The following is a 13,887-nucleotide window of genomic DNA, read 5'->3' on the forward strand; positions in this document are numbered from 1 at the left end:
TATATAAGAAAACAGAATTTCACCTTATATATCGTTTCAGTATATCCTTAGATCAAATCATAGATATCGGCGACATCCAAGGTGAATACCATGACTCAGCCTATCGTTCAGCATTTCTTCGACGAACCCACCAATACGTTCAGTTACGTGGTGCGTGATCCGGACAGTCAGGCCTGTGCCATCCTGGATTCGGTGCTGGATTTCGACTACGCCGCCGGCCGCACCGACGTGCGCTCTGCAGACGAGATCATCCAGTACGTTCGAGACAACAACCTGGCGGTTGAGTGGATTCTGGAGACCCATGTGCACGCAGATCACCTGTCTGCAGCACCCTATCTGCACGAACATCTTGGCGGAAAGACGGGAATTGGCGCAAAAATCGTCGATGTTCAGGAAATTTTTGGTAAAGCTTTCAATGCAGGTACCGAGTTTGCCCGCGATGGCAGCCAGTTCGATAAGCTGTTCCAGGAAGGCGACACCTTTACCATCGGCAACCTGCAGGGCCGGGTGCTGCATACCCCGGGCCACACTCCCGCTTGCCTGACCTACGTGATCGACGACGCTGCGTTTGTGGGCGATACCCTGTTCATGCCCGACTACGGCACCGCCCGCTGCGATTTCCCGGGTGGCGATGCGCGCACCCTGTATCAATCGATCCAGAAGGTGCTCACCCTGCCGCCGGAGACTCGTATCTTCCTGTGCCATGACTACAAGGCACCTGGCCGGGATGAGTACCAGCATATGACCACGGTGGCGGAGCAGCGTGAGGCCAATGTGCATGTGCATGAAGGTATCTCCGAAGAGGAGTTTGTGAAAATGCGCACCGAGCGGGATGCCACCCTGGACATGCCCCGGCTGATCCTGCCCTCGGTGCAGGTGAATATGCGGGCCGGCCATATGCCACCGGCAGAGGATAACGGCCAGGTGTACCTGAAAGTTCCGGTTAACCGGTTCTGAGCCGGGTATGAACTTCAAACGCTACCTGCCCATTCTGCAGTGGGCACCACACTACAGCCGCAACCAGGTCACCAGTGACCTGATCGCGGCTGTGATTGTCACGGTGATGCTGATCCCGCAGTCGCTGGCCTATGCGTTGCTGGCGGGACTGCCGGCCCATGTCGGGCTGTATGCCAGTATCCTGCCGCTGGCGATCTACGCGGTGTTCGGCACCAGCCGAACCTTGTCGGTGGGGCCGGTGGCTGTGGCTTCATTGATGACAGCGGCTGCCCTGGCGCCACTGGCGGAGGCCGGTACGCCCGAATACATTGCCGGTGCGGTGTTGCTGGCGGTGATGTCGGGCCTGATGCTGACTGTCATGGGGGTGATGCGGCTTGGTTTTCTGGCCAACTTCCTCAGCCATCCGGTGATTTCCGGGTTTATCACCGCCTCCGGCATCGTCATTGCTGCCAGCCAGCTGAAGCACCTGTTCGGTATCCAGTCTTCCGGCCACAACCTGATTGATATCGTCGGTTCGCTGTTAAGCGGCCTGGCTGATACCAATCTGCCCACTCTGCTGGTGGGTGGCGGTGCCCTGCTGTTCCTGGTGTGGTCCCGTCGCTACCTGAAGCCGCTTCTGAGCAAGCTGGGCCTGGCGCCCCGTGCCGCGGATATTTTCACCAAGACGGCACCGATTCTGGCAGTGGTGGTGACAACCCTGGTGGCCTGGGCCCTGCGGCTGGATGAACAGGGTGTCCGGCTGGTGGGTGCCGTGCCATCGGGTTTGCCCTCCTTTACCATGCCAAGCCTGGAGCCCTCGGTATGGTCCCAGCTGGCCGTCAGTGCCTTGCTGATCAGTGTGGTGGGCTTTGTGGAATCGGTGTCTGTGGGCCAGACGCTGGCCGCCAAGCGGCGCCAGCGTATTGATCCGGACCAGGAGCTGATTGGCCTGGGCACCGCCAACCTGGGTTCCGGTTTCTCCGGAGGTATGCCGGTAACCGGTGGCTTCTCCCGCTCCGTGGTCAACTTTGATGCCGGCGCGGAAACGCCGGCGGCGGGAGCCTATACGGCGGTGGGCATTGCCCTGGCCACCCTGTTCCTGACGCCTGCCATTGCCTGGCTGCCCCAGGCCACGCTGGCAGCGACGATTATCGTGGCGGTGGCTACGCTGATTGACCTGCCGGCCCTGGCTCGCACCTTCCGGTATTCCCGTACCGACTTTGGCGCCATGCTGGCCACCATTGTGCTGACCCTGGTTCACAGCGTGGAGGCAGGCATTATTGCGGGGGTGGCGCTGTCCATCGGGTTGTTCCTGTATCGAACCAGCCGGCCCCACAGTGCCGTGGTGGGCCTGGTGCCGGGTACCGAGCATTTCCGCAATGTGTTGCGCCATGACGTGGAACTGTGCCCGAAGGTAACCTTCCTGCGGGTAGACGAGAGTCTGTACTTTGCCAATGCCCGTTTCCTTGAGGAAACAGTGATGGACCTGGTCAGCCGGGAGCCGGAGCTGACAGACCTGGTGCTGGTGTGCCCCGCGGTTAACCTGATTGATGCCTCGGCACTGGAAAGCCTAGAAGCCATCAATGAGCGCCTGCACGATGCCGGCGCAAGGCTGCACCTGTCTGAGGTGAAAGGCCCGGTGATGGACCGGCTCAAGGGCACGGAGTTTCTTGAGCACCTGGGCGGTGGCGTGTACCTGAGCACCTATGAGGCCTGGCAGGCACTCACCAACCGGCCGGCGATCGCATGATCTGAGCGCAGTGATCCCATTGACCGGCGCGGGGGTATGTTGAACACTGCCCCCGTGTTTCTTGGCGCTAGTAACCGGTGACCACTGATGGGAATGACTGACAACCTGCTCTCCACTGGCCAGTGGCTGTTCACGGCACTGCTGTTTGTGCTGGTTCTGATTGCCGCCCTCCGGTCCGTGGACTGGCGGGCCTTCCGCAACGATGACGCGGCCCAGCACACGCTGTTTGGCGCTGCGGTGGTGTTGGGGTTTGTCTGGCAGTTAAGGGCGGGGATATCGCCCGGGCTGGCCATTCATATTTTCGGTATCACTGTGATTACCCTGATGGTGGGCTGGGCCCTGGCAGTGCTCGCCGGCCTGCTGGCGCTGGTGATTACGGTGATTACCGGGCGCGAACCGCTGATGATGTTTGCCGCCAACGGGCTGGTCACTGTGATGGTGCCGGCCCTGGTGAGCCACGGCATCATGCTGTGGGAGCGTCGGCGTAACTTCCGAAATTTCTTCGCTTATATCTTCTTTTGTGGGTTCTTTGGTGCCGGGCTGTCAGTGGCGGCGGCCGGGGTGGTGATGTGTTTGCTGCTCTGGACCAGCGGAGCCTATAGTTTCGACATGCTGGTGCACGAATACCTGCGCTACCTGCCGCTGTTCATGATTCCCGAAGGCTTTATCAACGGAGCGTTTGTGACCGGCCTGATGGTGTTCCATCCCGACCGGTTGAGCACCCTGGACCAGCGCCGGTATCGCTAGCGGGGGGCTCCGACTGGGCCTTGCAGGAGGCATTCTCCCGCCACATGGCCAGCCAGGGCAGCACCTCGGAAGCCGGCATGGGCCGGGCCACGGCATAGCCTTGCACCAGGTTGCAGCCCATGGCCATGAGCGCTTCGGCCTGGGCCATGGTTTCCACGCCTTCGGCCAGGGTCGGTTTCTCGAAGCGCTGGGCCATGAAAATCACACTTTCCACAATCGCCCGGTCGCTGTCGTCCTGCAGCATGTCGCGGATGAAACTCTGGTCGATCTTGATCATGTTGATCGGCAGGGTGCGCAGGTAAGTCAGGGATGAGAACCCGGTTCCGAAATCATCCAGCGCAACCTGGAGGCCCAGGGTCTGGCACTTTGCCAGTACGTTCTCGGCGCGCTGAATGTCTTCCAGGGCGGTGGATTCAAGCACTTCCAGTGTGATCTGTTCCGGATTTACCTCCGGGTGGCACTGCAGGTAGCTTTCCAGGTAGTGCACAAAGCTCCGGTCCATCAGGTGCGGTGCGCCGATGTTAATGCTCACCGCAAGCTGCTCGCCGGCCTCGTTCCACAGGTTCATCTGGTGGATGGCTTCTTTCAGCACCCAGCTGCCCAGAGGTACTTCCAGGTGGCTGTTCTCTACCGCAGGCAGGAACTCCCCCGGCGTGGTCAGGCCCCTGGCCGGGTGGTTCCAGCGGATCAGGGCTTCAAAGCCCACTACCTGGCAGTCTGCCAGCCGCACCTGGGGCTGGAAATACAGTTCGAATTCGTTGTGCTCCAGCGCATTGCCGATTTCCACCAGCTGGTTGCGGCGCTGGCGCCGGAAGGCGTCTTCACCGGGGTCGAAAATGTGGAACTGGTTACGGCCTTTTTCCTTGGCCGCGTACATGGCCTGGTCGGCGTGGCGGATAAGGCCTTCGGCGTCGGTGTTATCGTCCGGATAAATGGCGGCGCCCAGGCTGGCGGTGACCGTAATAAAGGTATCCGCCACCGGGATCGGCTGACCCACTTCCGCCAGCAGTCGCTGATAGACGATTTCCGGGTTGTCGCTCTGAACCAGGATGACAAACTCGTCGCCGCCGATCCGCGCGATGGTGTCGCCCCGGCGCAGACTGTGGGCCAGGCGGTCGGCCACGGTTTTCAGGGCCTTGTCGCCGGCGTCGTGGCCGAATTCGTCGTTGATGGCTTTGAAACCGTCAATGTCCAGGTAACACACCGAGAGCGAACGTTTCTGGCGGTCGGCGTGCTGGCGGGCCGTGTGAAGACGTTCCACCAGCAACTGCCGGTTGGGTAGGCCGGTGAGTTCATCGTAGTTAGCAGCCCGGTCCAGGTCCCGGGCATGGTTTTTCAGTGCGGTGATGTCGGAAAACGACGCCACGTGGAAATATTGCCCCGGCTCCTCCAGGTGAACCCGGCTGACCGACAACAACTCCACATATTCCTCACCATTCTTGCGCCGGTTCCACAGCTCGCCACGCCAGAAATCGTTTTGCTCGATAGAGCGCCACATGGACTGGTAGTAGGCCTTGGAGTGCCGGCCGGAGCTGAGAATGTTCGGGTTCAGGCCCAGCACTTCTTCCCGGCTGTAGCCGGTGATGCGGGCGAAGGCCGGGTTCACATCCATGATGCGGTTGTGCTTGTCGGTGATCAGGATGGCCTCGTGGCTGCGGTCGAATACGCTGGCGGCAATACGCAGGCCCCGCTCGCCGTGCTTGCGGTCGGAAATATTGGTCTGGATGATGACAAAGCCCGGCTCCACGCCCTCCGCTTTGCCGATCGGCATGCTGCAGGTGTGTACCCAGTACGGGGTGCCGCTGGCGGTGTAATGCAGGATGTCTTCTTCGAAGGGTTCGCCGTTGGCGAAGTGCGCCCGGATGCGGGCGACGGTTTCCTTGTCGGTGCCGGTTCCGGGTAACAGGTCAAACGGCTTTTTGCCCCGGATATCGGTCAGGGGGTAACCGGTATGGGCCTCAAACGCGCCGTTTACCCATTCGATGCGGGCCTCGCCATCCAGGATCAGCACCATATTGCTGGTGGTGGTGGCTACCAATGCCAGCCGGGCCGGGGAGATATCAGCAGTTGGTGCGACGTGTTCGGGACCTTTGGGCATCTCGGGTAAATCCGGTAATTGGCGGTTGGCTCTCCTCCCTGTGAGTGCGCCGGAAAGTATAGCAATCGCAATCAGTTTAACCGTCCGTAGAGGCCGAGATGGCCGCAGTGACAGTCAGCGGATTATCCATTTATTGCAAAAGTCAGACGCCGCGCAATCCTAGCGTATACGCGAATTGCAGGCATTACACATTAGTCTGACGGAATTGATGTCCGTCAAAATTGTGTGGATTGAATAGCTTGCGTTGGGGTTATTGGCGCCAACGAGAGTGTTTTTGCAGTTTCCGTTGCAGGGTGCGGCGGTGCATGTTCAGGGCCCGGGCCGTCGCCGAGATGTTGCCCTCGTGCTCATTCAGCACCCGCTGGATGTGTTCCCATTCCATTTCTTCCACCGAGGGTGGCTCCGGGCGCAATTCAGGCGGGGCTTCCAGCGGTTCAAAGCCGCTGATCAGCTGCTGTACGGTCACCGGTTTGCACAGGTAGTTGGCAGCCCCCCGGCGCATGGCCTCCACGGCAGTGGCAATGCTGCCGTAGCCGGTGAGCACCAGTACGTCCAGGTCCGGGTTGGTGTCGAGAAGTTCCGGCAGCAACTGCAGTCCGCTCTCGCCGGCCAGGTTCAGGTCGAGCACGCAGCGGCGGATGTTGTGGGCATCCAGCGCATCCAGGGCGCTGTCGTGGTTGCTGGCTGTGATGGCCTCGATACCCTGCCGGGCCAGGGAGCGGCTCAGCACCTGCAGGAAGGCCTGGTCGTCATCAACAATCAGCCACTGTTCCTGTTCAGACATATTCCGGCTCTCCTCCAGTGGATGTCACGGCCTGCGGCAAATCGATCACCATGGTGGTTCCGGTGTTGCCGGTTCGGGCTTTCAGGTTGCCTCCCAGCCGCTGGATGGTGGCATTAGACAAAAACAGGCCAACTCCCAGACCGTTCCTGGAATCGACTATATCTTCGCCGGGTGCTCCGGCCAGGGCGGCCTCCAACCCTTCACCGTGGTCTTCGACCACGATCTCTATGCGGCCGCTATCGGTTTGCCGACTGCTGACTGCTACCCACTGGGGGCTGGCGGTCAGGGCATTGGCCAACAGGTTCAGGATGGCCTGGTCGAGGGTGGCGTCGACCGCAATGCGGGCATCGGGATGATCCTTTGCCCACTGGATAGGGCCGGACGGCCACAGCAGGGTGGCGGATTCCCGCAACCTGGCCAGCCACTCGCGTACTGGTAGGGTTTCCAGTTGGGCGGTCCTGGCTTCTACAGCGGTTTTGGTGAGCTGCTGCAGGTGGCTGCTGCACAGCATCACCTGCTGGCCCATCATGTCCAGGTCTTCTTCCAGCTCCGGGTTGCCCTGGCCGCTGTGGGAACGGATTTCATCCAGTAGCAAAGTCATGGTGTTCAGTGGTGTGCCGAGCCGGTGTGCAACCGCCGCCGCCGACAGGCCAAGGGCAATCACCTGCTCATCCCGCAACCGGTTTTCCCGGAACCGGGACAGCTGGCTTTGCTGGTGTCGCAGGCGATGGGCCAGGGTGCCCACCACCAGCAGCAGAATGCCGGCGGTCAGGGCAAAGGTCACCCACATGCCGACAAGGTGTAGCTGGGCGAGGTCGCCACCGTGGTGATCGTGCACCACCGGGGTGTGCCATATGACCAGGGCGGTGTACACGGCAATGCCGGTGAGCGTCAGCGCAATACTCTGGCGGGTTGGTACCAGGATAATGGCCACGGCAATGGGCAGCAGCAATACCGACACCAGCGGATTGGTATAGCCGCCGGTGTAGAACAGCCAGAGACCGATCAGGATCAGGTCCGTGGCCAGGGTCAGGCTGACCGGAACCGAGGATTCAGGCGGTTTGCGGTTGAACCAGAGCCAGCCAAGGGTGGCCAGCACGCCGTACAGCAGGCAAACCAGCAGGGCCTCGGCCCGGTGCGCCAGGGTGATGACGGATTCGGCAACGGCAATAGCCACCAGTTGCGTGGTGATGATGGCCAGCCGCATGCCCAGCAGGTAGCGGGCAGCCTGGCGAAAACCGGTCTGAGAGTGAGTGAGCCATTCCATGAGGGCATTCTAGCAGCAAGCGGCTGCGGCGCATCTGAACAACGTGCGACCTTTTGTCAGGGGTCAATCGGTGAAATAACACACCAGTTGCTGGCTGACCACATCGCCGGTCAGTTGCAGCTGGCCCCGGGTGATGTGATGGACTTCCACGGCTTCTGCAGCTTGCCCAGCCATTCCTGAAAGCTGGCAGGGTGGCAGGCGATCAGGGTGGTACTGGCAGTGGGCGGTATCCGGGAACAGGGCCGCATAGGCTATGCCGGTTTCCACCAGGTCCTGGAAGAAATGCGAACCGTAGGACAGGTCCGGCACCATGTCGCCGGCATTTTCGGACACTTCCACCAGCGCGGCCACGCCGGCAATGTCGGAAAACCGCACCGGAACACCCAGTTCCGGGCTGCTGGTGCCCCAGCGACCGGGGCCGACCAGCATCGTGGGTTCGGCTGAAGCCCTTACGGTTTCACCGACCAGCCGTGCCACCTCGTAACGCTCATTGGTATTCAGGCCGGCATAGATGGCGGCGTTTACCCGGATCACCCTTGTGATGGCCAGGTTGATGTTGCCGCCCATGAAATGGCCCCGGGTCCGGAACAGCAGCCGGGGCTCGGGCAGCGGGTCCGGAATCTGCACCGGGCCGGTTTCGCCAATGGTGGCCAGTGGGCGGCATTGCACCAGGTTGAAAGACGGCTCTCCCTCGGCATTCAGATGCAGGGTAAATTCCACATCCACCGGATGCCGGTAACCGGCTTCCAGGGTGGCCAGCAGGCTCGATAGCCGGTTGATAAACCGGCTGCCCTGCACCAGTGGCCGGAAGGTCAGGCGCCAGACCGGGCCATCAAGGCCGATCTGCTCGGCCCTGGCGGTGGCGTCCCGGTCGATTTCGGCAAGGTGGTTCATGGGCAGGTTTGGCGCAGATGGAAGCATCTGGCTCAGGGGCCGGGTTTCGAGGCCCCCGGTTTCCAGGTCCAGCAGGTCCACCAGGTGCTGGGAGAACCGGAAGCTTTCGTCCTGGTTGCGGAACGGCTGCCGGGTGGGATGGTCCAGTGCCATCACGCAGGCGTGGTCGCCTTCAATACGGTCCACCGCCCGGGTGCCCAGGCCCATCACCAACCGCACCATGCCGGCTTTCGGGTCCATGTTGCTGTCCCAGGCAAAGGTGTTGCGGGACACCCCCACGCCGGCGGCATCCGGCAGGTAATAGCGGTTGTGGAACCGGCCGTTTACCCGCTGGATCAGCAGTGCCATGGGTTCTTCCCGCTGGTCGAGCCCTCGCTGTTTGCGGTATACCAGCGCATCTTTGCTCATGGACGATGCATACACCTGCCGGATGGCATCTTCCAGCGCGGCCAGTCGCTGTTCGGGCGAGCCCTGGTTGACCAGGAACACGCTGTCGTACTTGCCCGCAAAGGCATTGCCGAAACCGTCTTCCTGCAGGCTGGATGAGCGCACCAGGATCGGGTACTGGCCGTAGTGGTCCAGCAGGCGCTCCAGGTCTGCCCGGATTTCATCGGGAAAGCGGCCTTCCAGAATACCGTTTTGCAGGGCCGGGGCTTCTGCCAGGTAACCGGTGGCGGAGCGCTGGCGCATGATCGCCGGCCACAGGCCGTTATGCACCAGGAAGGCATAGTAGGCATCGGTGCCCAGATAGCTGGAGTCGTGGGGTTCCAGCATCTCCTGCCATTGTTGCGGATCGTCTTTCAGCAGGATGTTCCGGGCAATCAGCATACCCGTGGCCTTGCCGCCGATATAGCCGCTGCCCACCAGCCGGCCGCGGATGGCCAGCAGGTCTTCCAGCGACAGATAACGGCGGGCCAGTTCCAGTATCTGCGGGTCCCGGCTGACCAGAACCTGCAGCACCTGCTCCTGCAGGTTGGCAATGGCGGCGGGATCGTTTTCGGACAGGGCCCGGCTGGCGTCCTGGAACAATCGGTCCCAGTAATCCAGAAGGGGCTGCCGGTGCAGGCCTTCCTGTTCCAGGCTCGCCTGTAACCGGGTGGCATCGCTGCTGTCGGTAATCGGGCAGAACTGGCCGTTATGCTCCCGGTGGGGCAGGAACATGGTGGGTGATTGCCGGCGCCAGGCCTTGATTGGCTGTACCTGCACATTGTCGCCATGGCGGCGAACGTCCAGCATTACCTGGGTGGTCTGGCGGATTCTGTCCAGGGTCATCCGGGAGTGGCGCTCCGGGTGCAGCGCAAACCAGGCCACGGTATCCAGCTCGAACAGGAACGGACATACCACCCGGAAGAAATTACCCACCATGGCGTCGGTGGCCCAGGCATTGAGCAACTCGCTCAGGCTGTCACAGACATAGAACGCGCCGCGACCGTGTTGCTCGATCAGGTGCCAGACCCGGCTGGTGAAGCTTTCAAAACCGCCAAGGGCGTCGATTTCGATCGTGCGGACGGCAGGGTGGTTTTCAATGATCGGCGGATGGTCGCCAAACCGGAGGTAGAGAATCTGCCGGCCGGCATCGGCGGCGGCATCAACGAAGGGAAGGACGAAACGGCGATAGTCATCAAGGTGGGAAACCCGCCAGACAACGTTATCGCCGATTCTGAGGTAATCCAGAACCTCGTCCAGTCCGGCCAGACCGGTAGATACCCGGTCTTCGGACTGGCGAGGTTCTTCGCCGTTCATGGCAGGATCAGATCACGCCCATGGCGTTCATGGCCTTGGCAACCCGCAGGAAGCCATTGATGTTGGCGCCCAGCACGTAGTTGCCTTCGGCGCCGAACTCGGCCGCGGTCTCGTAGCAGTTCTTGTGGATATCAATCATGATTTCCTCAAGGCGCTTCTGGGTGTAATCGAAGGTCCAGGAGTCACGGCTGGCGTTCTGCTGCATTTCCAGCGCAGAGGTGGCAACACCACCGGCGTTGGCTGCCTTGCCCGGGCCGTAGGCGATCTTGGCGTCCTGGAAGATGATGATGCCTTCCGGGGTGGTCGGCATGTTGGCGCCTTCAGCCACGGCGATACAGCCGTTTTCGACCAGGGTCTTGGCATCGCTGCCGTTGAGCTCGTTCTGGGTGGCGCAAGGCAGGGCCACGTCACACGGAACGCTCCAGATGTTGCCGTCTTCCACGTACTTGGCGTCTTTGTGGAACTCGGTGTAGGCACTGATGCGACGACGCTCAACTTCCTTGATACGCTTGAGGGTCTGCAGGTTGATGCCGTTCTCGTCCACGATCATGCCCTGGGAGTCGGAGCAGGCAATGACCTTGGCGCCCAGCTCGTGGCACTTGTCGATGGCGTAGATGGCCACGTTACCGGAGCCGGAAACCACGACAGTCTTGCCTTCCAGGGAGTCACCACGGGCTTTCAGCATTTCGTGGGTGAAGAATACAGTGCCGTAGCCGGTAGCTTCGGTTCGAGCACGGCTGCCGCCCCAGTCCAGGCCCTTGCCGGTGAACACGCCGGACTCGTAACGGTTGGTGATGCGCTTGTACTGGCCGAACAGGTAGCCAATCTCGCGGCCGCCCACGCCGATGTCGCCGGCAGGAACGTCTGTGTACTCGCCCAGGTGACGGTACAGTTCGGTCATCAGGCTCTGGCAGAAACGCATGATTTCGTCGTCGGACTTGCCCTTCGGATCGAAGTCGCTGCCGCCTTTACCGCCGCCGATGGGCAGGCCGGTCAGGGCGTTCTTGAAGATCTGCTCGAAGCCCAGGAACTTGATGATGCCCAGGTAAACGGACGGGTGGAAACGCATGCCGCCCTTGTAGGGGCCCAGGGCGCTGTTGAATTCAACGCGGAAGGCACGGTTGATGTGGATCTCGCCGCTGTCATCCTGCCAGGGTACACGGAAGATGATCTGGCGCTCTGGCTCGCAGATACGCTGGATGATCTTCTTGTCGGCGAACTCGGGATACTTGACCAGTACGGGCCCCAGAGTTTCCAGCACTTCATGAACTGCCTGGTGGAACTCTTTCTCACCGGGATTGCGGTGCAGAACGTCCTGGTAAATCGGTTCCAGCTTTTCGTCGAGTTTTGCTGTCATGGGATAAGCCCTCGGAATTCGCGTATTGAAAGTCGCAAGAATTTGCGACCACCCAAAAAAAGGGACGAGATTTCACCACATCTGACGGTGGTTTTGCAAGTGCAGGGCAAAACAATGTGCTTTTGCACCTATTGGAGATACCCCCAAAGAGGTGCGGCATTGTGTCTCAAGCCAGGCTTAAGGAAGGGTCTTACAATTCCGGATCATTAGTCATGCAACCAACTAGAACGATCCAAGGACCGCCAACCGATGTTGAAACAAACCCACCTGGCTCGCTGTATCAGCCTTGTGATGGCCGGCTATGCCGTCGCACCCCTTGCCAGTGCCCAGTCCGAAGCTGAAAACCCGGTGGTCATCCGGGTAACCGAAGGCCAGTCCGCCGAAGCGGCCAGGCTTTCTGCGGCGGCTATCCAGACCGAGCCGGTACAACGGTTGTCGTCTGATGCGTCTGTGTCCCTGTCCCGTATGGGTGGCCGTGGCCTGGACCCGGTAATCCGTGGCCAGAACGAGGAGCGGGTTGAGGTATTGCTGGACGGCATGCGGGTGGAAGGCGCCTGCCCGAGCCGGATGGACCCGCCCACCAGCCGTCTGAGTACGGCGCTGGCGCCGGTGCTGGAAGTGCGCACCAGCAACCGCACCCTGCGCTGGGGTCCGATTGCCGGCGGCCAGGTGGTGGCCACCACTGCAGCTCCGGAATTTGCGGATGACAACCGCACAACCGGCCACCTGACCCTGGGCGGCGCCGACAATGGCGAAGGCAAACTGGTGAACGGCAGCGTAGCGGCCGGTAGCAAGGATGCCTTCATTCGATTGGCCGGCGGCTACGACGAAGCGGACGACTACGAAGACGGCGACGGTAACGAAGTCCGCAGCTCCTATGAAAACACCGAAGGCCGGGTGGATGGCGCCTGGACAGCTGATAACGGCTTCTACATCAAAGGCATGGTCAGCCGCCAGGAAGAGCGGGATGTCAGCTTTCCGGGCCGTGGTATGGATGCGCCGAAAACCGACACCGACCTGTACCGGATGGAGCTGGGTGCGCCCGTCGCCAACGGCGACTGGAACCTGATGGCCTGGCAGGCGGACGTTGACCATGTGATGGACAACTTCAGTCTGCGCGAGCAAACGGCTCCCATGAAAATGTTGACCGCCTCGGAGACCCGTACTCAAGGCGTGCGGCTGGTGCTGGATCAGACCATCAACTACACCAAAGACATTGCCATCGGTGTCGATGTAGAAAGCAACGACTGGGATGCCGCCCTGAACAACGTGGATAAAGACGTTGTGGCCTCTTACATGTGGCCTGGCGTTGAGCGGGATCGTGTGGGTGTATTTGTTGAAGCCTTCCACCAGATCCGCATGAACACCCGGTTGGGTGCCGGTATTCGTTACGACCGCGTAGAGATGCAGGCCACCAAGGCTGACCAGGCCTACATGCTTAAAAAGCCAGATGGAACCATGGTGTCGATGAGTGCGGCCAAGGCTTACAAGCAGGTATATGGCACCACCAACACCGATGCTAACGATGACAACGTCAGTGGCTTTGTCAGTGGTGAGTGGCGTTACGCGCAAAACCGTAGCCTGGATGTCGTGGCCAGCCACAGTGTGCGCAGCCCTGGAGTGACCGAACGCTACGTCAACAAAATGCTGGGTTGGGTGGGTAACCCGGGCCTGGACACCGAGAAACACAACAAGCTGGAAATCAGCCTGTCGGGCCGGGAAGGCAACTGGAACTGGCGTCCGGCGGTCTGGGTAGACCAGGTGGACGACTATGTTCTGCGTTCCCAGGACCGCTACTACAACATTGATGCCCGCTTGCTGGGTGTCGAAGGCCAGCTGGGCTGGAGCAACGGTACCTGGAGCACGAACAGCAAGCTGGCGTCTGTAAGGGGTGAAAACCGGGATGCCGACAAGGCGCTGCCGCGGATTCCGCCGATTCAGTTTATCCAGACCCTTGGCTGGCATCATCAGGGCCACACCCTGGAAGCCGAATGGCAGCTGGCGCGCCGGCAGGATCGGGTAGACCTGGAGTCTGGCCTTGATCCCAGCACCTCACCGGGTTACGGCGTCTTCAACCTGTCCGGAACCCATCCATTAATGGCTAACCTGAGCCTGACCTGGGCGGTGGATAACGTGTTCGACAAGACCTGGGCATCTCACGTGAGCAAAGCGGATGCCCTGGGCGAGGAGTTTTTCAAGGTCAACGAACCCGGCCGCACCGTGCGCGCAGCACTCACGGCCCGGTGGTAAAGACGATTATGGCGGTTACCCGCTTCTCATAGCCGGCGGGTGACATTTATACCCCGGGCGG

At 60.9% G+C, this 13,887-nt stretch carries 9 protein-coding genes; 4 read left to right on the forward strand and 5 right to left on the reverse strand.

All coding sequences use genetic code 11. The annotated features are described in order from the left end of the window. Positions 1 to 90: 90 nt before the first annotated feature. The 3 genes from B9Q17_RS05530 to B9Q17_RS05540 all read left to right on the forward strand — a co-directional run bounded on the left by B9Q17_RS05530 (position 91) and on the right by B9Q17_RS05540 (position 3,433). Positions 91 to 957 carry an MBL fold metallo-hydrolase gene (locus tag B9Q17_RS05530; RefSeq protein ID WP_094624436.1) on the forward strand — a complete coding sequence of 289 codons (867 nt, stop codon included), beginning with the start codon at positions 91 to 93 and terminating at the stop codon, positions 955 to 957. A gap of 7 nt (positions 958 to 964) precedes the next feature. Further along, on the forward strand, positions 965 to 2,686 hold the full coding sequence (locus B9Q17_RS05535; protein WP_094624437.1) for a SulP family inorganic anion transporter: 1,722 nt from the start codon (positions 965 to 967) through the stop codon (positions 2,684 to 2,686). 87 nt (positions 2,687 to 2,773) lie between these two features. Next, the gene (locus tag B9Q17_RS05540; protein ID WP_022990581.1) at positions 2,774 to 3,433 is read left to right on the forward strand and encodes an energy-coupling factor ABC transporter permease; all 660 of its coding nucleotides are present in this window, start codon (positions 2,774 to 2,776) and stop codon (positions 3,431 to 3,433) included. Here B9Q17_RS05540 and B9Q17_RS05545 read toward each other — a convergent pair. From B9Q17_RS05545 to gdhA, 5 genes are all read right to left on the reverse strand, one after another. Next, on the reverse strand, positions 3,354 to 5,531 hold the full coding sequence (locus B9Q17_RS05545) for a GGDEF and EAL domain-containing protein (RefSeq protein ID WP_094624438.1): 2,178 nt from the start codon (positions 5,529 to 5,531) through the stop codon (positions 3,354 to 3,356). The two genes, B9Q17_RS05540 and B9Q17_RS05545, sit on opposite strands and share 80 nt — an antisense overlap. 250 nt (positions 5,532 to 5,781) lie before the next feature. Beyond that, on the reverse strand, positions 5,782 to 6,315 hold the full coding sequence (locus B9Q17_RS05550) for a response regulator transcription factor (protein ID WP_022990583.1): 534 nt from the start codon (positions 6,313 to 6,315) through the stop codon (positions 5,782 to 5,784). Then, entirely contained in the window at positions 6,308 to 7,582 is a 1,275-nt protein-coding gene (locus B9Q17_RS05555; RefSeq protein WP_094624439.1) for a sensor histidine kinase, read from the reverse strand. The genes B9Q17_RS05550 and B9Q17_RS05555 overlap by 8 nt, the downstream gene beginning before the upstream one ends. 63 nt (positions 7,583 to 7,645) lie before the next feature. Further along, complete coding sequence (locus tag B9Q17_RS05560; protein ID WP_094624440.1) at positions 7,646 to 10,219, reverse strand: PEP/pyruvate-binding domain-containing protein; 2,574 nt, start codon at positions 10,217 to 10,219, stop codon at positions 7,646 to 7,648. Between the two features lie 7 nt (positions 10,220 to 10,226). Next, complete coding sequence (gene gdhA, locus B9Q17_RS05565; protein ID WP_022990586.1) at positions 10,227 to 11,576, reverse strand: NADP-specific glutamate dehydrogenase; 1,350 nt, start codon at positions 11,574 to 11,576, stop codon at positions 10,227 to 10,229. A 249-nt stretch (positions 11,577 to 11,825) separates the two neighbouring features. Here gdhA and B9Q17_RS05570 point away from each other — a divergent pair, with 249 nt between their 5' ends. Then, positions 11,826 to 13,826 (forward strand): TonB-dependent receptor domain-containing protein, encoded by a 2,001-nt coding sequence (locus B9Q17_RS05570; protein ID WP_094624441.1) that lies wholly within the window; start codon positions 11,826 to 11,828, stop codon positions 13,824 to 13,826. Positions 13,827 to 13,887: the final 61 nt, after the last annotated feature.

This window comes from Marinobacter vinifirmus (genome assembly GCF_002258215.1).
GTDB classification, from domain to species: Bacteria; Pseudomonadota; Gammaproteobacteria; order Pseudomonadales; family Oleiphilaceae; genus Marinobacter; species Marinobacter vinifirmus.

What these genes read in the sequence shown, in the direction of transcription:
- B9Q17_RS05545 (WP_094624438.1), bottom strand. Translation starts at nt 5,531, where the DNA reads ATGCCCAAAGGTCCCGAACACGTCGCACCAACTGCTGATATCTCCCCG.
- B9Q17_RS05555 (WP_094624439.1), bottom strand. Translation starts at nt 7,582, where the DNA reads ATGGAATGGCTCACTCACTCTCAGACCGGTTTTCGCCAGGCTGCCCGC.
- B9Q17_RS05530 (WP_094624436.1), top strand. Translation starts at nt 91, where the DNA reads ATGACTCAGCCTATCGTTCAGCATTTCTTCGACGAACCCACCAATACG.
- B9Q17_RS05570 (WP_094624441.1), top strand. Translation starts at nt 11,826, where the DNA reads ATGTTGAAACAAACCCACCTGGCTCGCTGTATCAGCCTTGTGATGGCC.
- gdhA (WP_022990586.1), bottom strand. Translation starts at nt 11,576, where the DNA reads ATGACAGCAAAACTCGACGAAAAGCTGGAACCGATTTACCAGGACGTT.
- B9Q17_RS05550 (WP_022990583.1), bottom strand. Translation starts at nt 6,315, where the DNA reads ATGTCTGAACAGGAACAGTGGCTGATTGTTGATGACGACCAGGCCTTC.
- B9Q17_RS05560 (WP_094624440.1), bottom strand. Translation starts at nt 10,219, where the DNA reads ATGAACGGCGAAGAACCTCGCCAGTCCGAAGACCGGGTATCTACCGGT.
- B9Q17_RS05540 (WP_022990581.1), top strand. Translation starts at nt 2,774, where the DNA reads ATGGGAATGACTGACAACCTGCTCTCCACTGGCCAGTGGCTGTTCACG.
- B9Q17_RS05535 (WP_094624437.1), top strand. Translation starts at nt 965, where the DNA reads ATGAACTTCAAACGCTACCTGCCCATTCTGCAGTGGGCACCACACTAC.